This window comes from Paenibacillus qinlingensis (assembly GCF_013204845.1).
Lineage (GTDB): Bacteria > Bacillota > Bacilli > Paenibacillales > NBRC-103111 > Paenibacillus_E > Paenibacillus_E qinlingensis.
In genome coordinates this window covers 89,676-111,319 of sequence record NZ_JABMKY010000012.1, presented here as the reverse complement: position 1 = coordinate 111,319, position 21,644 = coordinate 89,676, and the positions used below count along the sequence as shown (strand labels likewise).

The 21,644-nt window shown below is 45.0% G+C and carries 18 protein-coding genes and 1 pseudogene; 11 read left to right on the top strand and 8 right to left on the bottom strand.

What is annotated here, in order from left to right; genetic code table 11:
• Positions 1–85 precede the first annotated feature (85 nt).
• From dgoD to HQN88_RS21020, 5 genes and pseudogenes are all read left to right on the top strand, one after another.
• Positions 86–1,234 (top strand): galactonate dehydratase, encoded by a 1,149-nt coding sequence (gene dgoD, locus HQN88_RS21040; protein ID WP_173116187.1) that lies wholly within the window; start codon positions 86–88, stop codon positions 1,232–1,234.
• 113 nt (positions 1,235–1,347) lie between these two features.
• Positions 1,348–2,672: pseudogene (locus HQN88_RS21035) on the top strand (IS3 family transposase).
• 220 nt (positions 2,673–2,892) lie between these two features.
• Positions 2,893–3,456 carry a TetR/AcrR family transcriptional regulator gene (locus tag HQN88_RS21030; RefSeq protein ID WP_173116185.1) on the top strand — a complete coding sequence of 188 codons (564 nt, stop codon included), beginning with the start codon at positions 2,893–2,895 and terminating at the stop codon, positions 3,454–3,456.
• Positions 3,457–3,644: 188 nt separating this feature from the next.
• Positions 3,645–4,766: an ABC transporter permease gene (locus HQN88_RS21025; protein WP_173116183.1), complete on the top strand. Its 1,122-nt coding sequence runs from the start codon at positions 3,645–3,647 to the stop codon at positions 4,764–4,766.
• Positions 4,766–5,449, top strand: a complete 684-nt coding sequence (locus tag HQN88_RS21020; protein ID WP_173116181.1) for an ABC transporter ATP-binding protein — start codon at positions 4,766–4,768, stop codon at positions 5,447–5,449. Before HQN88_RS21025 ends, HQN88_RS21020 begins: the two co-directional genes overlap by 1 nt.
• A gap of 333 nt (positions 5,450–5,782) precedes the next feature.
• Here the strand turns inward: HQN88_RS21020 and HQN88_RS21015 are convergent, their stop codons facing one another.
• Positions 5,783–7,132: an erythromycin esterase family protein gene (locus HQN88_RS21015; RefSeq protein ID WP_246320370.1), complete on the bottom strand. Its 1,350-nt coding sequence runs from the start codon at positions 7,130–7,132 to the stop codon at positions 5,783–5,785.
• Positions 7,133–7,442: 310 nt separating this feature from the next.
• Here HQN88_RS21015 and HQN88_RS21010 point away from each other — a divergent pair, with 310 nt between their 5' ends.
• The 4 genes from HQN88_RS21010 (at position 7,443) to HQN88_RS20995 (ending at position 11,981) form a co-directional block, all read left to right on the top strand.
• Complete coding sequence (locus HQN88_RS21010) at positions 7,443–8,021, top strand: sensor domain-containing protein (RefSeq protein WP_173116179.1); 579 nt, start codon at positions 7,443–7,445, stop codon at positions 8,019–8,021.
• 121 nt (positions 8,022–8,142) lie between these two features.
• Complete coding sequence (locus HQN88_RS21005) at positions 8,143–9,936, top strand: helix-turn-helix transcriptional regulator (protein ID WP_173116177.1); 1,794 nt, start codon at positions 8,143–8,145, stop codon at positions 9,934–9,936.
• 154 nt (positions 9,937–10,090) lie between these two features.
• Positions 10,091–10,714: a TetR/AcrR family transcriptional regulator gene (locus tag HQN88_RS21000; protein ID WP_173116175.1), complete on the top strand. Its 624-nt coding sequence runs from the start codon at positions 10,091–10,093 to the stop codon at positions 10,712–10,714.
• A gap of 61 nt (positions 10,715–10,775) precedes the next feature.
• Positions 10,776–11,981, top strand: a complete 1,206-nt coding sequence (locus HQN88_RS20995) for a YhgE/Pip domain-containing protein (protein ID WP_173116173.1) — start codon at positions 10,776–10,778, stop codon at positions 11,979–11,981.
• A 382-nt stretch (positions 11,982–12,363) separates the two neighbouring features.
• Here the strand turns inward: HQN88_RS20995 and HQN88_RS20990 are convergent, their stop codons facing one another.
• Both HQN88_RS20990 and HQN88_RS20985 read right to left on the bottom strand, forming a co-directional pair.
• A complete protein-coding gene (locus HQN88_RS20990; RefSeq protein ID WP_173116171.1) occupies positions 12,364–13,398 on the bottom strand; it encodes a sensor histidine kinase in 1,035 nt (344 codons plus the stop codon).
• Positions 13,395–14,066: a response regulator transcription factor gene (locus HQN88_RS20985; protein ID WP_274318784.1), complete on the bottom strand. Its 672-nt coding sequence runs from the start codon at positions 14,064–14,066 to the stop codon at positions 13,395–13,397. The genes HQN88_RS20990 and HQN88_RS20985 overlap by 4 nt, the downstream gene beginning before the upstream one ends.
• Positions 14,067–14,255: 189 nt before the next feature.
• Between HQN88_RS20985 and HQN88_RS20980 the strand changes: the two genes are divergently transcribed.
• Both HQN88_RS20980 and HQN88_RS20975 read left to right on the top strand, forming a co-directional pair.
• Positions 14,256–15,023, top strand: a complete 768-nt coding sequence (locus tag HQN88_RS20980; RefSeq protein WP_173116167.1) for an ABC transporter ATP-binding protein — start codon at positions 14,256–14,258, stop codon at positions 15,021–15,023.
• Positions 15,010–16,935 (top strand): ABC transporter permease, encoded by a 1,926-nt coding sequence (locus HQN88_RS20975; protein ID WP_173116166.1) that lies wholly within the window; start codon positions 15,010–15,012, stop codon positions 16,933–16,935. Before HQN88_RS20980 ends, HQN88_RS20975 begins: the two co-directional genes overlap by 14 nt.
• Here the strand turns inward: HQN88_RS20975 and HQN88_RS20970 are convergent.
• From HQN88_RS20970 to HQN88_RS20950, 5 genes are all read right to left on the bottom strand, one after another.
• Complete coding sequence (locus HQN88_RS20970) at positions 16,897–18,474, bottom strand: sensor histidine kinase (protein WP_173116164.1); 1,578 nt, start codon at positions 18,472–18,474, stop codon at positions 16,897–16,899. The genes HQN88_RS20975 and HQN88_RS20970 overlap by 39 nt on opposite strands.
• Positions 18,471–19,169: a response regulator transcription factor gene (locus HQN88_RS20965; RefSeq protein WP_173116162.1), complete on the bottom strand. Its 699-nt coding sequence runs from the start codon at positions 19,167–19,169 to the stop codon at positions 18,471–18,473. The genes HQN88_RS20970 and HQN88_RS20965 overlap by 4 nt, the downstream gene beginning before the upstream one ends.
• 89 nt (positions 19,170–19,258) lie before the next feature.
• The gene (locus HQN88_RS20960; RefSeq protein WP_173116160.1) at positions 19,259–19,924 is read right to left on the bottom strand and encodes a hypothetical protein; all 666 of its coding nucleotides are present in this window, start codon (positions 19,922–19,924) and stop codon (positions 19,259–19,261) included.
• Positions 19,925–20,142: 218 nt separating this feature from the next.
• Positions 20,143–20,985: an SDR family oxidoreductase gene (locus HQN88_RS20955; protein WP_173116158.1), complete on the bottom strand. Its 843-nt coding sequence runs from the start codon at positions 20,983–20,985 to the stop codon at positions 20,143–20,145.
• Between the two features lie 111 nt (positions 20,986–21,096).
• On the bottom strand, positions 21,097–21,513 hold the full coding sequence (locus tag HQN88_RS20950) for a MarR family winged helix-turn-helix transcriptional regulator (protein ID WP_173116156.1): 417 nt from the start codon (positions 21,511–21,513) through the stop codon (positions 21,097–21,099).
• Positions 21,514–21,644: the final 131 nt, after the last annotated feature.

Sequence of the window (21,644 nt, the reverse complement as noted above, 5' to 3'; positions counted from 1 at the left end):
TAAATTTATAGGGAATGGGCATTTGAAAGGCGAAGTCATCGGATGAATATTCCAATACAAGAAGCTAAGAAAAGAGGTAAATCTAATGAAAATCACAAGCTATGAGACATTTATTGTTCCACCACGCTGGTTGTTCTTGAAAATAGAAACCGATGAAGGCATTGTTGGATGGGGAGAACCGATCGTTGAGGGGAAAGCTCATACTGTGCAAGCTGCTGTATCTGAACTTATGGACTTTTTAATTGGTAAGGATCCTATGCGTATTGAGGATCATTGGCAAGTTATGTATAGGTCCGGTTTTTACCGGGGGGGTCCTATTCTTATGAGCGCAATTGCTGGAATTGACCAGGCTTTATGGGATATTAAAGGGAAATTCTACAATGCTCCAATCTATCAGCTGCTAGGTGGCGCATGTAGGGATTCCATAAAGGTGTATTCTTGGATCGGGGGTGACCGTCCGAGCGACGTAGCTCAAGATGCAATGGAGAAGGTAAGAGCCGGATTTACTGCCATCAAAATGAATGCCACCGAAGAGCTACAGTTTATTGATTCGTATGAGAAAATCGATCAGGTCATTGCGCGGGTCGCTGCGATCCGAGACGTAGTTGGACCGAATTTGGGGATCGGTGTAGATTTCCATGGCAGAGTACACAAGCCAATGGCTAAAGTTTTAGCCAAGGAGTTAGAACCTTTCCGTCTCATGTTTATAGAAGAGCCCGTTTTACCAGAAAACAATGAAGCTTTACGAGATCTTGCACATCATACTAATATCCCAATAGCTACAGGCGAGCGTATGTTCTCTCGGTGGGATTTCAAAAAGCTCCTTGAAGATGGTTATGTTGATATCATACAACCGGATCTGTCTCATGCGGGAGGGATTACCGAATGTAAAAAAATTGCCTCGATGGCAGAAGCCTATGATGTTGCTCTAGCACCTCATTGTCCGTTAGGGCCAATTGCACTAGCAGCATGCCTACAGTTAGATGCCACAGCCTACAATGCTTTTATTCAAGAACAAAGTCTTGGCATTCATTATAATAAAGGTAACGATTTGCTTGATTATATCGTCGATCCTGCTGTATTCTCCTATGAAGGCGGATATGTTACAATTCCTGATGGTCCTGGTCTTGGCATAACGATTAATGAAGAATACGTTCGGAAAATGTCCGAGACTGGTCATCGGTGGAGAAATCCCGTATGGCGTCATAAAGACGGCTCAGTAGCTGAGTGGTAAAATAAATAAGCAGAGAGAAGTAAACTGGTACCCATGCACTGGACACTTTTAAAAAAAGTGTTTAGTGCATGGGTACCTTTTTGTATACTAGAGTGAACAGTGGGGGCGAGCTTATGAGTAAAAAACATTTTAGTAATATCGAACGGGAGCAATTAACGAACAACCCGTATGTCTTACGAGTCAGTGAAAAATCAATTACGTATTCAGATGAATTCAAACGTTTGTTCATTGATCAGTACCTGTTAAAGAGGACACCAAGAGAGATTTTTGAATCGTGGGTTTCATGTGGAGGTCCTTGGAATGAAGCGTATTGAACAGTGCGCAGATCGATGGAAGAAAGCCTACGAAAAAGACGGAATTATTGGACTTGCAGACTCGCGAAAAGAAGCCGTACTTCGCCCTTCAAAAATGGCTTTGTCTCCTGACGAGATTATTGTTAGACAAGAAGCGAAGATTAGGCTCTTGGAGGCTCAGCTAGAATACGTAAAAAAGTCAGACAGGAACGAAAGGAGGCTGTTAGCAAACGGAGAAAACCTAAACCAAAGTGAGTGTTTTAAACTGATTCAAGAGGCTGTTGGGCAAGGCTTGGGACGAATGACACGTTACTTCTGCCAATTGCTTGACGTGTCTCGCTCCGGCTATTACAACTATCTAAACTCTGCTGACAAGCGCCATGAGCGTACACTAGCGGATGAGCAGGCAGGTGCACTCATCAAGAAAGCATTTGATCGAAGAGGTTACAAAAAGGGCTCCAGATCCATTAAGATGACGTTGGAAAATGAATATGACACCTGTTACAACCTAAAGCGTATTCGAAGGCTAATGAAAAAGTTTGACCTCGTATGTCCTCATCGGAAACCTAACCCGTATCGACTCATGGCCAAAGCAACACAAGAACACCGTACACTCCCCAATAGGTTGCAGAGGGACTTTAAGAAAGAAATCCCAGGCCTTGTGCTGCTCACCGATATTACCTATCTTCTGTTCGGTAAATCGCAAACGGCTTATTTGTCGACCATTTTGGATGCTTCCACAGGGGAGCTTCTAGCCCATAACCTCTCTCAGTCTCTCCATCTGCCGCTAGCTCCAGAAACCATTGAATTATTAATGAGACAGAGACGCTTTAAGCTCCATCAAGATGCCTTCATTCACTCCGATCAAGGGGCCCATTATACGAGCCCCACCTACCAGAAAATATTGAAGAGCTAGGGCCTTGGGCAGTCGATGTCACGACGTGGTAACTGCTGGGACAACGCCCGCAAGAGTCCTTCTTCGGACATATGAAAGATCATATTAAGAACCAACAATGTACAAATTTTGCCGAGGTGCAACGGGAAATTAACCGCTACATTCGTTACTATAATCATTACGATATCAGTGGGGATTAAAAAAGATGACTCCTGTTCAATACAGGAATCATCTCTTAAGTGCAGCTTAACATTCTTTTTTCAAAGTGTCCTTGACTAAGGTTCCAGTTTAGTCTTTCCATATGCCGTCCTCTTTTTTCTGGATGTATAGAGTAATGGCAGACATGTCTTTCGAATGTTAGGGTGGTCTATCAACATTTTTTCGAAAATATAAGCTAAGCAATCCATTGCTACTTTTACTATTTTTTTGATAAAATGATTCTTACATGACGGGAAAGGAGACGAATCAGCTTGGGAAGAAAACAATCCTTTACTGAAACAGAGTTGCTTGACATGACAAAAAGATTAATACTTGAATATGGTTACGACGGATTTCATCTCAAACTTCTCTCACAGCATTTGCCTGGAGCCAGAAGCACGATTTACCAATACTACGCCAATAAAGAAGAAATAGTCGCAGCTTGTATGAAGCGAGTGATTTCTAATGTATTAACAAATGCCTCATCAGTTGATGAGACGGACACTTTGGCAGCTCTACAGCAGTTGCTTGACATTTATGTAGAAGAATCTAATCTTCATCAAATCCTTGGAGATGCTCATAAAATTAAGACAGAACATGAAAAGGCTCTGAATGATCTTTTATTCGTTGAGCAAGCGCATTCCATTCTCAAAGTTCAACTAACACGCTTATTCGAACGGGCTCAAAAGGAGAAAAGCCTAAGAACTGATATCCCACTCCCTGTCCTTATTAGTACTTTTTTTAACCTGCTTAATACCCCGAATATGATGAATCTCCCTGCGCAGCAATGGAGCAATCTCTTGTTTCAAATATGGATCGGAGGCTCTAGGAGTTAGTAAAAGTAGTCTAAATTAATTTTTGACACAAGTGTCAGTTATGTGATTTAATTGTTAATGACACAAATCTTGTTTCATCAAATATGACACAAGTGTCAGTTACGTGATTTAATGCTAATGACACAAATCTTGTTTCATTGAATATGACACAGGTGTCAAATAAATTGGGGTAAGGAGTTGGAAATAGAATGTTTTTGGCTATGAAAGAGTTAATGCATAGTAAAATGAGGTTTTCAATGATCGTGATCATTTTCGTGCTGATCGCCTGGTTGGTGTTCATCCTATCTGGTTTGGGTAATGGATTATCGACGCTTGCTGCATCAGTATTCAAGAACATGCAGGCCGATTATGTCGTCTTCCAACAAGGGTCGCAGTCTTCAATGAGTAAATCACTACTGTCTGATCATTTGGTGGCAGATGTAGAGAAACTACCAAATGTAACTGCTGCTTCACCAATGGGGAGCTCGATGGCAACAGCGCTTAAGGGTCAAAGCAACAAAAATGAAGATAAAGTCGACATCGCCATTATTGGTATCAACCCTGGAAGCTTCTTGGAGCCAACCATCATCGAGGGGAAACCTTTATCATCTGAAAACCCGAAGAATGTCGTTGCGAATGTGACAATGAAGGATAAGGGGTTTAAACTTGGAGATATTTTTCAATTAGACGGATCTACAGAGTCGTTAACTATTATCGGATTTGTCGAAAATCAAACCTACAATCACGTTTCAGCCGTGTTTACACCCATATCTGAATGGCGTAAAATTGCCTTCGCAGCACCCGGTTCCAGTAAAGGAATTGCGGATCCTGTGAACGCTATTATGCTTCAAGGAACTAATATTGATCCAAACTTAATTAATAGTAAGCTATCGAATACGGATACAGTTACTCGTGCGGGAGCTGTGCAAGGGATGCCAGGTTATAAAGAAGAGAACGGCTCAATTCTGATGATGCTAGCTTTTCTCTTGGCGATATCCGCATTCGTTCTTGGCGTATTTTTCTATGTGATTACCATACAGAAGACCAACCAATTCGGCATTATGAAAGCGATCGGTGCAAGGAACGGATTCTTGAGCAAAGCGATCATATCCCAAGTATTTGTGTTGTCGTTGACCAGTATTATTGTCGGTATTGTGCTCACTTACGGGACAGCTGCCATTATGCCAAAGGCTATGCCATTCAAGCTTGAAACGAATCTAGTTATTGGATATTCGATTATCCTTCTTGTTATTGCATTGCTCAGTTCATTAGTTTCGGTTCGCAGAATTATTAAAATAGATCCGCTGAAGGCGCTCGGGAGGGTCGAATAATGAATAAAGGATTACAGCTTAGTAATATCACAAAGTATTATTCCGAAGGAAACAATCGGATTGCTGCACTCGATCATGTCTCTATCTCCGTTGTGCCGGGTGAGTTTGTGGCTGTAGTTGGACCATCGGGGTCTGGTAAGAGTACATTCTTATCCATTGCGGGAGCACTACTCAAAGCTTCCGAAGGAGAAATCAACTTGAATGGGCATAATATTTCTAAACTTTCTGATAAAGAATTGTCTAACATTAGGTTGAGGGAAATTGGGTTTATTATGCAGTCATCGAATTTGGTTCCCTATTTAAACGTACTTGATCAATTGCTTTTAGTGAAGAAGATGTCTGGGAAGGTTACAGCGGAAGATAAAAAATTCGCCATTAAGTTACTTGAAGAACTGGGGCTCGGTGCGAAGCTAAAGAGCTTTCCCGAAGAACTCTCCGGGGGGGAGAAACAGCGTACTGCCATCGCTCGCTCTTTAATTAACAAACCTAACGTCATTTTGGCCGATGAGCCGACAGCAAGCTTGGACACCAAACGGGCACATGAAGTGGTCAGCCTTATCGCCCAAGAGGTTAAGTCACGTCAGAAAGCGGCGATCATGGTTACCCATGATGAGCGGATGCTTGAATATTGCAACAGAGTATACCGAATGGAAGATGGTAAAATGAACTTGGTCAATTATTGACCTTTGCATATTCATGCTGAGTTCTTATTTTTTTCATGTAAACAATTGTCTTATCTAACTAAATAGTTATAAATGTAATTTGTCATTATGATTTCAAAACCAATAATTAATTAATTATAGTCACTAATCTAACGAGATGAAAATGCCTACTAAGAACCCTGATAATCAAGGTTTTATGGTTGTAGTGATATTCATGTCGTTCTTTTTACGACAAGAATATCACTACAAAACATAATAGCGACAAGAAAGTCGCTCGAAATTAAGCAATTAGAGTTTGAAATGAGACTATACCCATATGGTAACAAGTTAATGGGTCGTCTTTTTTACTTCATATTACTTGATATGCGAAGGGCTCGTTTTTTGAATATGAAAGATAATGTCGAATTGCTCTTGAAGGGAAACATCATAATATTGCGGTTCGTTAGGAATGATCACTGCAATGCCATCCAAGAATGGCTGCTTTTCTTTTACCCATTGCTGCGCATCTCCATTCAATTTTCGAAGATCTAACAGGAACTGATCGTAATGAACTTGTCCAAACATATGATTGGAACTGCTCACGTTCTTCTGAATGGTATCTGCTGCAATCTTATCTTCACTGAATGCTGTAAATTTACCTTCCGTGGTGGTGGAGCCAATTGCTACATATTGATTGCCAACACGTTCTTTCAGAAACTCTCCGGCGACTTTAGGATACATCTTCTCAGTGATAACACCTTTAGCTATGTGAATATTGTGCCCCCAAACCATCGTTTTGCCGCCAAGTTTTTCTTGAGCCCAAACTGCATGCTCGGCTAGATACTGATCATGCAGCTTTACCATGCTCGGATAGTCAGCCGGAATCACCATCTTCGTAAAATTCTCTATCACCTTAGTCGTCCCTTTCACCCAAACTAGCTCGTGTGAATCAATCTCACTAATCGACTTAGTTTTGTCTTCAAGTAGCTTGACTATTTTTTGCGCATTTGTCATATGCTTTTCTTTCACTTCAGTAGTCAGCTTCATATATTCCTGTAGATTACCTGCCACCGATGACAACTCTTTGTAGCTTTGCTCGACTTCCGGCAGCAAATCAGGATGATGCTCCTTAACGTAATTGATCACTTTATCGAAGACACTTTGATCCAGCATTTTTAAGTCTAGTCCGATGAATTGAATTTTCTTTTTATTTACAGGATCAGAGTTGTATTCCCGCATCCATTCTACCATAGCGACGATCTCATCAGTTGGGTATAACAGCTTCAAAAACTCCCTTGGGTCGCCTTTTCCCGTTTGGATATACTCGTTTAGCTTTAAACCGTTACCCCAATCCTCTTCAATACCAAAATTAGTAAAGCCCAGCTCAGTGACCAAATATTTCACGAGGCGATGCTTCATCATAAAAATCTCCGAGCTTCCGTGAGTGGCCTCTCCTAAACCAACAAAATTTGCATTCCCTATCATGTCTTTTAGCGGTTTTAAATCATTCAATGGTTGTTTCGGATCTAACGACTTCAGTTGCTTCGCCTGCGATTCAAGTGATTTCGCAACACTATTTTGAGATATTTGAGCTGTCTCAACTGGTTGGGTTATTCCTATTTGATCCGACTTATCAGTTGGTCTCGTACTGCAACCTGCAGTTAGAATCGATGCACTTAGCATTACGGAAACTCCACCGTAAATAATTTTCCTTCTTTTGTTCATTGAATTCACCTCATGGATTTTTTTGAAGTACGTCTCTTTCTGCACACAAGCATATGGGGTCGTCTTCAGTAGTTCAATTGTCACTAACTCAGTATCATTTAAGCTAGTTACAAATCTTCACTATTTCATGTGACAAGCAGCGCTGGCTAACGAACCGGTCAGCGCCAACATGTCACAAAGTAAAGATGACATGTTGTCACTGGTGGGTATGACAGCTGTACGGTTAGTATGGAGCAGTAGGCAACCACCACCTGGTGCGGTTGATGGAAGAAGCCAACGATAGAATAAACGGAGAGGAGCGATGAACCTTATGAAATCAGGTTTCATCCAAAATGGTTATTTTTTATTATTAACTTTCGTTACAGGCTTGTTTTACTTTTGCTTTTATATGGTAGCTCTGACGTTCAGTTTAAGTCTTTCATTTACGGTAATCGGCATTCCACTAGTTACACGCGTATTGCGAACTACGACAACCTTCATCCAATTCGAGCGCACGCAGACGAAAATTTATACAGATATTACGACGGAACCTTACAACAAAAAAATAACAACGGATGCATCGGTCTGGGTTCATGCCAAATTAGAACTTACGGATCGTCGCAACTGGTTCGCCGTCTTTTGGTTAATGCAGAAGTTGGGGATCGGGCTCGTCAGTCTCATCAGCGTAGCCGTTCTCTATTTAGGACCGCTTGCATTCCTATTGGCACCACTTTTGTATCGATACATCGATTTGAATGTCATTTTCATGCAAGTAGATACTTTTGCGGAATCACTCTTTACCATGGGTCTGGGAGCGGTTCTTGCCGCAATAAGCGTCAAGTTAAGTGACCGGTTGGTGACAACAATCGGAGGTTATACGCGCACCATGATTCAGCAGCTAGACCGATAGCTGTTTTGTTTCCGGCCTTTGTGCAGATGCAGTAACGTAAACAGCCAGTTATGTACCACACGAAGGTTTGGTCTATAATACTATAGGAAACAAACAGAAAGTTGCTTAGGGGTTGAATGATTTGTTGGATATGGTCAAACAGTGGTTTTGGTATGACTGGATTATGCTGGGGCTTCGCCTTATTATTAGCGTTTCGCTCGTCCTCACGACGATTAGATTTCAGGAAGGTCTAGTGCTGCCTCTTTGGATCGTTATTTTTTGGGAGATTGCCGCTTTCTCTATTCCCTGGGTTTGCTTACTGCTGAACTACAAATATTATTTATTCACAGAAATACTGCTATTTGGCGGGTTGTGTGTACATTTAACCTCGTTGTTTCCAGAAGCTTTCCCTTCATTTCTTGCATCAGCCTTTCTGATTGCAGCGAATAGCGCTCATCGGTCTTATTATTGGACGGCTCCGGCAGCAGTCTTGGTAATACCCGGAATTTTTTATGTCGTTTCGCCAGTTAACAGCTATTGGTTCATGGTAACCTACTATGGATTTGCTTATGTGATGGGATTCGCGTTTCATTTATTGATCGTCAATCATCGGCAAAATGAAACGATCCGCAAGCAAAATGCGGTGCTTGAGCAATATATGTCCCACATCGAGCGTATTACGCTGGCAGAAGAACGAAACAGGCTGTCGAGAGAGCTTCACGATACTGTCGGTCATGCTTATACTTCCATCATCATGGGAATGGAAGCGTTGCGCTCCGAGCTTGCTACTGAAGCGGGTATACAGAGGCTGGATTCCTTGCTTGAGTTGGGCCGTAAAAGTATAGAGGAGGTGAGGGGCTACTTGCATCAAATGGATTCTCCACAGCAGTCTCTTTCCTTGGTCCAGTCTCTGCAAAAGCTTGGAGATGAATTTCAGGAGCATGCCCGGATCAACGTAAGCTTTCGTGTGTTTGGAGACGAGTACCAAATGTCCCGACAAGCGAAAATGGCGTTCATGCGCTGCCTGCAAGAATCTCTTACGAATGCGGTTCGTCACGGTCAGGCAACGGAAATTACCGTTTCTTTGCAATTCGGGCAGCAAGATACGAGGCTGGAGGTGCATGACAACGGAAGAGGGATGGAAGAATGGCGGGAGGGCTTCGGCATGAACGCGATGAGGGAGCGGGCCATGAATTTGCAAGGTCAAGTGTCCGTTTATACGAAGCCAGGGGACGGGATGCTTGTTACCTGTTCGTTGCCGCGACAAGCGGAAATAGAGGACGACCTTATTCAGCTGTTGATCGTCGACGACCAACCTTTTATTCGGGAAAGTCTCCGGGTGCTGCTCGACAAGTACCAGGACTTGAAATTAGTCGGATCGGCAGAGGATGGCGAACAGGCTCTCGACCTGTGCGGACGCCTCCAGCCTCACGTAGTGCTGATGGATTTGGATATGCCACGCATGAACGGAGCCGAGGCAACCAAAATGATCAAGCAGCAATGGCCGCAGATCCGCGTATTGATTTTCACGACTTTCCAGGATGCGGAGCAAGCATTGGACTTACTGCGCAGCGGTGCGGACGGCTTCCTGCTGAAATCAACCGAACCGTTAGAGCTGGCAGATACGATTCGGCTTATTCACAGAGGAGGCACATTAATCGATAAGGGAATGTCCCATAAAATATTCGAGAAACTCGATAAGAGCGTCGAATCAACGCAACTGAAAGCCAATAACGACTATGACCTGACTTACAGGGAAATAGAAATATTGCAGCTTGTTGCCAAAGGGCTCGGGTACAAGACGATAGCGTCCAAGGTGTATTTATCGGTCGGCACGGTCAGAAACTACGCCTCCTCGGCCTATATTAAGCTAGGAGTACGCAACAAGGAAGAGGCAGTCCAGAAAGCATTGGAAGTCGGGATCATTGTTAGCTAGATTTCGAACGATAGTTATGCTCGTTTATGAGGTGTTTTCTTGTCGTTTTTTTGATGATGATGAAGCTGCCATCAACCTCTTGCTTTTACAAAAAAAGTGGTCTATAATTCATTACACGATCGTTGAATGAAATGATGAGAGTGAGATTATAACTATGAAAAGAGTGCCGAAAACAAGTCGCGATCTTCAGGCTGCTGAACGTAGAGAGCAAATCTTGCTTGGTGCTAAGCAGTTGTTTGCCGAGCATGGCTATCACGGGACATCGATTCGCGCAATGAATAAGCATATCGGGATCACAGATGGCTTGTTGTATCACTATTTTCCAGGCGGCAAGCAAGAAATATTGGAGACTATTTTCCATGAAGCTCAGCGTGATCGCATGGAGCTGATGGATCAGTTAATTAAAGGGATCCATCCAGGCCAGCCGTTGGAAGAAGCGTTATATCTGTTTATCTCAAGACTGGTGGGCACACTTGTTGGGGACCCGGATTTTATGAAAATTATGCTGCGAGATTCGGATAATATTTTATCTGAGGATAAGAATTTCATGACCCAGTTGATTTTACAACGGCATCAAGCGTTAAAGGAAGCTTTGGCGAGAAGAGCTGAGGCTGGTGAAATCCGAGAGATGGACTTTGGCTTAGCGGCCAAACAAGTTATTTCCGTCGGTATGATGGCCGTTCTCGGACAATTCACAGCGGTGAATATGTTGGAGACGGATGTTGATAGTTATTTAGAAAGAATGGTCGCTTTCACCGTGTCACTTTGGAGAAAGTGATTTCTTTTTTAGCAATTTCGTTCACACAACGTTGAATGAATATATTAAAGGAGGCTTTACAATGAATCATTTTTTTAAACAGAAACATCCGTATATCGCTATTATTGCCGTTTTCCTCGTCATTCTTTTATTGGGTATTGCGCAGCTAGGTTCGACGGTGAATCCAACGCCTAAGAATCTGCCCGTGCTGCTAGTTCAGATGGATACGGGTGAGAAGCTTCCAACAGGCCAGGAAATGAATTTTGGCAAGCTCATTCAGGAGAAAATAACCGCTGCTCCAGCGCAAGCAGATACGGTCTCTCCACTCAAATGGACGACTATGGCCAGTGAACAAGAAGCCATCGATGCGATGGACAGAGAGCAAGCCTACGCTGCGATTGTCATTCCAGCAGACTTCAGCCATAAGCTAGCAAGCTTATTGTCCCCTCAGCCACAGGCTTCATCCGTAACGGTATACGTGAATCAAGGGATGAATAATACCGCGGCTACGATGGCGAACGGTGTTCTGACTCAGATCCTTAATGGCGTTAATGGTCAGGTTAGAGAGCAGCTGCTAGCGCAAGTTAGTCAAAAAGGCGGCACCCTTACCGTGGACCAAACTAAAGCATTCGCATCGCCGATTGTTGTCACGAGCAAGAACATCAATGCGGTTGGCGCGAACAGTGCCAATGGTAACGCACCTGTTGTATTGACCCAACTTGCATGGTTTGGAGCCATGGTGACGACTTTATTGCTTTTCATGGCTGCTGGTAAAGCAACACAAACGGGCTCACGCTCGCATCGCTTCGGCATCCAAGTTTCTCAATTGCTCAGTGGTGTCGTCATTACCGCGGTATCTGCCGTCAGTATTCTATTGGTAGCCGGCCAATGGTTAGGGTTATCCATCCCAAGTTATTGGGAGATCGGCTTATTCCTTACTTTGGTCGGATTCGCCTTCTTCCTGTTGCAAACGGCCGTCGTGAGCTGGCTTGGTTTAAAAGGAGTGCCGCTATTCGTGCTGGTGTTCTTCTTCGGCGCACCGGTGCTTTCTCTGCCAGCCGAACTATTGCCATCATTCAGCCATGACTGGCTGTACGCTTGGCTGCCGCTTCGTTTCTCTGCCGAAGGACTTCGTGATTTGTTCTACTTCCGTCAGAACTTGAATTTGAGCAGTCCGATGTGGACGTTAGGCATCATGGGTGCCGTAGCGATCGTGGTTATTTTCTTGTCTTTGTTGAAAAAGCACGAGCAACCAGCAGCTCAGGTAGAGGCTTCACGTTCTATGTAACACAGTCCGTCTGTTGTAGATACCACAGAAATGTGATTTGGGCGAAGGAGGGTCACCCTCCCCGACCCTATTCCTTCTAGTAGGTCATTAATGGGGTTAACTAACCGGAGAGGGAACGAGGGTACGCTATTTTCATGATTTTTGATCTGTTTGGCTTCGAAGGGGAACGAGGGTGCGCTATTCTGCTATTTTGGAAGGAAATATAGGTAATAAAGGTAAAATAGTGCACTGACGTTCCCCTTCACACGATAAGCACCCCGTTATGGACCCATTAGCGCACTGACGTTCCCTTATCCAGTGGCCAATACCAGGTCCAATGACAATAAGCCTCCAACCTGACACTCAGGTTCGGAGGCTTTTCGCCTTTCTCCTTTTATAAACATCAACGCAAATCATTGTAATGCTGCATCTTCATGAAATGAATGGTGACCGTAGTCCCCTCGCCAACCGCTCCGGTAATTGACAGATCATGACCCAGTTTCAGCGCCATTTGCTTGGCTAAGTAGAGTCCCATCCCAGTGGAGCGGCTGTGTGTTCGGCCGTTTTTCCCTGTGAAGCCTTTATCGAACACGCGACCTAGATCAGCGGGATCAATCCCTATCCCTGTATCTGTAATAATTAACCGCTTCTCGGAGCCTGTTTCCTCAGAACGGAAGGTGATGCTGCCGCCATTGTCGGTGTAGGTCAAGGCATTCGCCACGATCTGGTTCACGATGTAGCCCAGCCACTTGCTGTCACTGTTCACGTTGTGGGTCAGCGACTCCATGTCGGGACGTATCCGTTTGGCGATAAACAGTTTGGCTACCTTCTTGACACTATCCTTCACAAGGGTGGTCAGCGACAACTCCGAGATGAAATAATCTCTGGAAAAGGAGTCGATACGCGAGTAGTAGAGCGCTTGCTCGACATAACTATCGATTTTGCTCATCTCATCTTCGAGCTTGTCTACGAGGTATTCCGCGGTTTTGCCGGCACGGTTCTCCATGATGAGACGACTGGCTGCGATGGGCAGCTTCACTTCATGAATCCAAGAGAGGATGAATTCCTGGTGACCACGGATCTCTGACTGTAGGAGATTCGTTTCATTCGCTTGATCTTTCGACAACTGAGTTAACAGCTGTAGATAGAGCTCTTGCCCGTTGGTTTGAGGGTCTGGCATCGCCGCTATGGCCCAATCTTGATGTTGGTTTTTGCCAAGAAACTCATTTAGTTCCTTGAAGAAGGACTTCCGATAGAAGTAGCCAAAGGTTATATATAGGGCTGCGAATAGAAAACAGCCTGCATTCGTGTAGGCGATATTATTGAGGGCGGCCTGCCCTTTTACACTGACAAGCATAATCATTGAAATGAATAGCATCGTTACTGCGTACATCCCTAAGAAATATCGTTTATCCTTCAAATAAGAGAAAAAGCTCATGGGATCATGTACCCTTGCCCTTTCTTGGTTGTGATGAAATCATCGCGTCCAAGTTCTGCAAGCTTTTTGCGCAGGCGGGTAATATTAACGGTTAATGTATTGTCGTCTACGAAGCTTTCATCCTCCCAAAGTCCGCGCATCATCTGCTCTCTGCTGACAATAGCGCCTTGATGTTGCATGAGGATAGTGAGAATTTTGAATTCATTCCGGGTAAGCTCTGTTTTCTGATCCCCACAAGCAATATCACCATCCTTCAAATTCAGGACAACCCCATTATGGGCCATTACATTAGCCGATGTTTCCATATAGGAATAGGTTCTGCGCAGCAGGGCATTAATTTTTGCAACGAGGACATCCGTATAGAAAGGTTTCTGAATAAAATCATCGCCACCCATATTCATCGACATGACCATATCCATGGGTGTATTGCGAGATGAGAGGAAGAGAATCGGAACATTCGAAACTTCTCTGATTTGGCGGCACCAATAGAATCCGTCGAACGCTGGTAAATTAATATCCATCAGCACGAGATGGGGATTTTCGTTCACATAAACGGTGAGTACGGCGTCGAATTGCTCGATAATAATCGTTTCAAACCCCCAGCGGCCCAGCGCTTCAGCCACCGTATCCCGTATTGTTTTATCATCTTCCACGATCATAATTTTCACAGACAATCGATGCCTCCTTAAGGGACGGATGAGCCGATTATACCACTTCACCAGCATTAGCAGCATAATCATGACAAAATTGTAAGGTAACGCGGAGGAGTTGTAAGTTACTTCGATGGTTGCATGGTCCCGGAGATAGTAGGATAGAGGTATCAGGAAGCAAACCATGTTATTGGAGGAATAACCGATATGAAAACGATCGTTGAAGCTAAGCAGTTGAAGAAAGTATACGGCACCAAAGGCAATGTATTTACGGCGCTGAAAGATATCGATTTAACCATTACCCAAGGTGAGTTTGTAGGTATTATGGGACCGTCTGGATCAGGCAAAACGACGCTGTTGAACCTGTTAGCCACCATCGACCAGCCAACCTCGGGGGAAATCGTTGTCGACGGGATTAGTCTCATGAAGATGAAGGAGGCAGAGCTAGCGAACTTTCGCCGTGACAAGCTGGGCTTTATTTTTCAAGACTACAACTTGCTCGATACGTTGACTGTGAAAGAGAACATCATTCTCCCGCTTGCCCTAGCAAGAATGAAGGTGGCTGAATTGGAGCGCCGCGTAGAGGTAATCAGCAAGAAGTTCGGCATCGATCCTTTGCTAGATAAGTACCCGTACCAAATTTCTGGTGGGCAAAAGCAGCGAACAGCCGCATGCCGCGCCATCGTGTCGAACCCCAGTCTCGTACTGGCAGATGAGCCGACAGGAGCTTTGGATTCCAAGTCTGCGACAGAGCTTCTGGAAAGCTTGCAGAGCTTGAACGTGCAGGATAAATCGACTATTCTCATCGTAACACATGATGCATTTGCAGCTAGTTATTGTACACGCGTTGTCTTTATTAAAGATGGTCAATTATTTACGGAGTTAAATAAGGGGACGTCTTCGCGCAAGGAGTTTTTCAACAAAGTCATGGATGTGCTCTCGGTGCTAGGGGGTGGGGCAAGTGACCTTATTTAGTCTGGCTAGAAGAAATGTCATCGGTAATCTGAAAAACTATTTGATCTATTTCATCTCGATGATTTTCAGTGTCGTGATTTACTATACGTTCGTATCTTTACGTTACAGTGAGGAGATCGCGGCGAATATGCAGAAATGGGAGGGCATGAAGTCTGTTTTCACACAAGCTTCGATTGTGCTCATCTTGTTCGTCGCGGTGTTTATCTGGTATTCGAACTCGTTTTTCACCAAAAAACGAAAGAAAGAAGTAGGCTTGTACGCCTTGCTCGGCGTGAGGAAGCGTAAGATTGGCACCATGTTATTTTATGAAAATATGATGATGGGCATTGGAGCCGTTGCGGTGGGGATTGTGCTGGGGACTTTACTATCCAAGCTGTTTGCGATGATGTTCCTCAAATTGCTGGATTCAGCGGTTGAAGTCAGTTTCAGTATTTCCTCTGAGGCGATTGTGAACACGTTGATCGTATTCGCTGTCATTATCGTGATCACATCGATCCATAGCTATCGTTTGATCTATCGTTTTCAGCTCGTGGAATTGTTCAAGGCAGAGCAAGAAGGGGAACAGGTTCCGAAGCCTTCGGCTTTCTCAGCGGTTTTGGCTGTTGCGTTATTAATTATTGGATATTGGACCGTGTTCCAGCCTATGACGACTTCTGCCCAAATGGGACGGAACTTTCTTATTATCTTCGGCACTTTGATCGGCGGTACGTATCTGCTATTCCGGTATGCGCTCATTTATATCTTGAAAATCGCCCAAAAGACAAAGTCTCGCTACTACAAAGGTATGAACATGATCTCCACAGCGCAATTGATTTACCGCATTCGTGGGAATACGCGGATGTTCACGATGATTGCCCTGCTCAGTGCCTTAACGCTTTGTGCCGTTACGGTAGGCTCAAGCGCCTATTTTACGATCACCAAGGATGCAGAAGAGGAAGCTCCTTTCAGCTATATGCACATTTCACAAGGAGCAAGCTTCGATGGGCAAGTTAGTGCTATGTTGGAGCAGGATAAAGAACATCCAATCGAAGCTAAGCTGGATGTTCCGATTATCCGAGTTACAGCGGACGTGACGAATTTCTACTATCATCCATCGAGTTATGATGCGAAAGCCGTTCCGATTAAGCTCCTTTCGGCTTCGATGTACAATAAGACTTCCGATGTGTTGAATCGACAAGGATCGATTGAACTGCAAGACAACGATGTCGCCATCATTCAGCCGAGATATGCCACTTTTACCGATAACGAGGTGGTTGGGAATACGATTTCGTTTAACTCTCAGACAGGGAGTCAGACCTTGACGGTGAAACAGCGTATCGTAGGCAGAGTGCTTCCTTGGAGTTTCCCGGATCTCGTCTTCATCGTGAGTGACACCCTGTATGCCAAGCTGCTTCCAGGATCAGAAGAAGTGACGTACAAAGGGTATGTCGTCAAGAATCAAGGCTCAACGAAGTTGACCTCTAACTCCATGATGAAGCTGAAAACAGATCAGAACGGGCTGTCCTCTTTCTATTATCAATATCGCCAAAACTTAGAGTCCGCTGGCATGGACATATTCACGCTGGGCTTCCTAGGACTTGTCTTCCTAGCCGCGACCGGATGTATGATTTATTTCAAACAGCTAACGGACGCCAACGAAGATAAAGAGCGCTATGCGATGCTGCGCAAAATCGGTGTAAGCCGCAAAGAAATTAGGACGACGATTGCCAAACAGACCCTGTTCGTGTTCATGCTGCCGCTCATACTAGGCGTCCTGCACAGCATCATGGTTCTCAAAGCGCTGACGACGATCCAGCTGATTAGCGGAGAAATCCTAATCCCGGTTATCACGACGACGATTCTTTATGCAGCTATTTATTTCTGCTATTTCGTGCTATGTCTCGGAGCCTCGAACCGTATCGTCAGCAGGTAAAATGGTAAACGTGACGCCATCGCTTTCATTCTTGGCCCCAACGTTCATTGCATGATGATCCATAATTTGTTTCACGATGGCTAAGCCAAGTCCGAACTGTCCTTTGCCACCGGTGCGGAAAGGCTCAAAGAGATTATCCGCGATTGTCTCATCGAGCAGCGGACCGTCGTTACTCATCTGAATTTCAAAATGAGGAGCAGCACTCATCCGAATCCGAATACAAGTCTCGGCATAACGAAGCTGATTATCGAGCATGTTTTCCAAAGCGATCTTCCACTGTTCCTGATCTCCAAGGAGCGTATGAGGAGCTAAGCTCAGCTCCCAGGTAATCTCAGGACGCTTATAGCGGAGCCGTTCAACAACATCTTCGATGACCGCTTTGATGTCAAAAGTATGGAAAGGCTTCTCTTTGGCCGTAAAATAATTCAATTTGTTTAGTAATAACAGATCGCGGATGCGCTTCTCTAGGCGTTCGCCTTCTTGCATAATGACACCTAAACTGGCACTTAGCGTGCCCTTTGGAAAAACACCGTCTTGAATGGATTGCGCATAACTGCGTATCACCATGACCGGTGTTTTTAGTTCGTGCGACGTATGCTGCAGGAAGAATTGCTGCGCACGATCTTGTTTCACAAGCCGCTGCCGCATCCCTTCAATGGCTTTGCCCAGGCGGCCTATCTCATCTTTGCGGCGGCCCGTGTCGATGGGCTCATGCCAATCGCGTTCAGCCATACGTCCCACATGCTGTTCCATCTGAACGAGTGGACGCGTGAAATAGCGCGCAAGCAATAAACATGGCATCCAGCTGACGACAATGAGGCCAACCATCAGCAGCATGAGTCTGCCGAACATCGACATGATAAGATCGTTGCGGTAGTTGCCCCAAGCATAGGAGACGATAAAGTTGGGTGCTCCTTGGACGAACTCTTTGCGGATGACATAAAAGATACTGTTATTATCGATACTGCGTGTATACTTGGCGACGGGCTGCATTTGGGATAGCGCATCTTTCTCCATGGCTGCGATGAACGGCTCGGCGGAATGGAGTGTTTTCGTAGTAGCAGCTGTAGCTGCTACGGCCTCCGCTGCTTGTGTACCACTAATCGTAAAATGCCGAATTGAAGGGCCGGTCAGTGTGCTTTCAAGAGGAGCCGTCATCTGAGCAGAAAGCGATGAGGTTTTGGTCAAAGTGGGAACAGAAACAACCGATTCAGTTCCTAGTTGTACGATACTACTGCCATCACCGTTAGGAACAACGAGGACACTACTGCCATGGGATTGCGCAGCTTTAATAGTCGTCGTCATGTCTAAAGGCTGCACAGATAGTGGTATAGCAAAAGTGGGAGTCGCAGGCTGTATGGCTTCTACTTGTAGACCACTTTGGGTATCCATCAAAATATTGTAAAGCTGCTCGGTGAAAAATCCTTTCAGCGTCCAAGGCAATAACACCGCGAGCAGTGTGAAAATGAGTAGGGTTAATGCGGCGAAGGCCCCCCATAATTTCAGGGCGAGCGGCCACTGGCCTAGTCGAATACTCATGCTTTAGCCATCCTATACCCGTATCCGTATACGGTTTCTAAACGCATGTCTGGCAGCTTGCGGCGCAATCTGCGTACTAAATCATCAACGACACGATCGGTGCCGAAGTAGTCAATGCCCCAAACCGCGCGCAGCACCTGCTCGCGTTCAAGTACGTGTCCCTGATGCTGCACGAAGTAGAGCAGCAACTCGTATTCCTTCGATGTCAAATCGAGCGTGGTGCCTTCACTATTGCTTAAGGTGCGAGCGAGCTCGTCAATCGTGTAGGAAGCCAGCGTAGTAAGCTGTGCGCGGCGCTCCATGGAGGCTGTCAGCACGCTGTTCACTTGCCGCGCATATACGCGCTCTAGCAGCTTGCGACAGCGAATGACTAGCTCACGTGGCAGAAACGGCTTGGCCAAATAGTCGTCGCTCCCAAGCTCAAGACCAATAATGCGATCGATATCGGCATCGCGGGCCGAGATGAAGATCACTGGCTGTGAGGGTTGATCGGCTTTAATCTCTCGGATGAGTTGGAAGCCATCGATCCCTGGCAGCATGATATCGAGGACCCACAAGTCCGGCCGCTCCGAGATCACATCTCTGGCTGAAGTTCCATCGGGGAACGAACGCACCTGCCACCCCTCTTTCTCCAAATATGCTGCTAATACGCCTCGTAAATGTTCTTCGTCTTCTACTAAAAAGATGCTATACATCGTGTATCACGCCTTCCTTGCCTTCTATAACATGAGGAAAAGTGGAACCGAATCGCAGGATATGCGATCGAATCCACCTTACTTACCGTTTATTTTTTCTCAGCTTCCTTTGCTTGCTGCTCTTTGATTTTTTTAGACATTTCACGCACGTCTTCTGTTCCCTTTACAAAATCCTTCAATAAATCTGGCAAGATCGCACGGATCGCTTCTGCATCTTCCGCTTCTACCGCTTTTGTTAGTTTTTGTTGAAGTATCATGCTTTCAGACTCTACAGGCTTTGCTATCATGCTTTCAGACTCTACAGGCTTTGGTATCATTATATCACTCGTAACTCCATCCTCAACTGGAAGAAGACGGGTGATCTGCTCTGGAGCTGTTCCATCGGACTTCGTTAGGCCTTTACTTGAAATGGTTATTGTCTCAATGAAAGTAGGTTGTGGCAGATCCGCTTCTGCTTGCTTCCGATCATCGAGTGCTTTCTTCCAATCAGCTAGAGTATCCGGTGCGTACGTAGTCGCAAGCATTTTCAAATAGTTGCGCTCATGAGCAGGTTGGTTAAGCAAGCCTACACTCGAAGAGCGGAAGTGAAGGGCTGGCACTGCTCCAACAGCCTTTACCATTTGTACGGTTTTGGAAGTGGGTTGTGTCTCACTTGTTGTATCTGCCGCAGATGCACTTACTGCACCGAAGGCGATGGTTGTCATAATAGCTAGCAGGCTCGTTTGAACGGCGCGTTTTTTCCATGTTGTTTTCATAGTGTGAAAACTCCTCTCGATTTATGTAGCATGCAGGGATGATTGATTTCCCTTACACCCTTACTGTACCGAAAGATTATGGACATCCTATCGTAAGATTGTGGGAAATTATGTGTTTACACGAAAACACCACCCCAGGGACCAAGCCGCTGTGGTGGTGTGTATTAGAACTGATGCCTATGATATGAACCCATTTGAAACCCACAAATGTTTGTTTCTTATCTATTTAAATGCAGCTTACGCGTATTCAACATCCCAGCAAGACCTGTTGGATCTTGACTCACTTTGTACTGGACGAAAGCCTCTGCTTGTTCAGAAGTACGAAGACGAAGCGGTTTAGGATCCATCTCTGTTACGAGTTTAACGACAACGTCTGCAACAGACTCTGAGGTTTGTGGCACCGAATTGCGTTTGGAGAACGCGTCCAAGTACTCGGTTATGATTGGTTTGTAGTCATCTTCCAAGATGCCGCCGGTTTTCTGCACGTGCCCCAGTACCGTAGCGTTGAAATTCGTCGCAATCGCGCCAGGCTCCAGCAGTGTGACATCGATACCAAAAGCAGGCTTATAGTAAGTAGCCAAGCTCTCAAGCAATCCCTCTACAGCGAATTTGGCTGCGCAGTAGATTTCATTGAAAGGTTGACCGACCAAGCCGCCAACACTCGTTGTTGCGATAAGATGAGCGGAATCCGATTTGCGAAGCAAGGGAAGGCCAGCCCGAATCGTATGCATGACCCCGTAAACATTCGTATCGAATACGGCTTGAATCTCTTCGAAGCTAGCTTGACCCAGCGCTCGGAGGAATCCGAAGCCTGCATTACAAAGCAACACATCGAGATGACCGTGCTTGCTTTCAATCTCGCCAAAGGCTTTTTCCATAGAAGCGGCTTCCGTTACTTCCATTTCCATAAAATGAAGATTTGCGACGTTCGCATACTGCTCTTGATCGCGAGCGACATTGCGCGTACCTGCATAGACGATCCAGCCAAGCTCGGCAAACTTCAAGGCAGTTGCAAGCCCGATACCTGAGGATGCCCCCGTAATCGCGATAATTTTATGCATATGATGAACTCCTTATGTGTTTATTTGTTTAACTGTTTAGAAACTAAACAATATACCTGGATGCCGAATTCGTCAACTGGAAAATGAAAAATCCCAACGTTTGTTGGGATTTTAAACAGGCATTTTAGCTAATAGCTGTTGCAATGTAGCGAGCTCTTCTTCTGTATAAGAAGTGAAGAGTTGTTCGATTTTCGTATTATACGCAGCAAGGATGTGGATTATGAGTTCGTTCCCTTTATCCGTCATTTGTAGAAGATGACTGCGGCGACTGGTCGGATGGGGTTTGCGGACGAGGAGTCCCTGTTCTTCCATTTTATCCAATAGCTGTGTAATCGCTCCGCGGGTTAGCCCGAATTCGTTGGCAATATCCACCGCGATGCAGTCTGGATGCTTGCGCAGATACTCTAAGACGTACATCATGATCGGTGATATCTGAAACTCAGGCAGCACCTGTGTTAAATAGGAGGAAATGACATTCTTGATCCCGCGAAATTTGGTCGTCATCCATTCATGCTCAGGTGTTGTCATACATAGCCGCCCTTTGGTGTATAGTGTCTAACTAGTATGCCAAAAAAAGAGACCCACAGCAACGGGCTGTGGGTCTAAGTTTATATTTTAAAGGGGGGTTGGTCTTTATTATAGGCAAGTTACATTAAAAC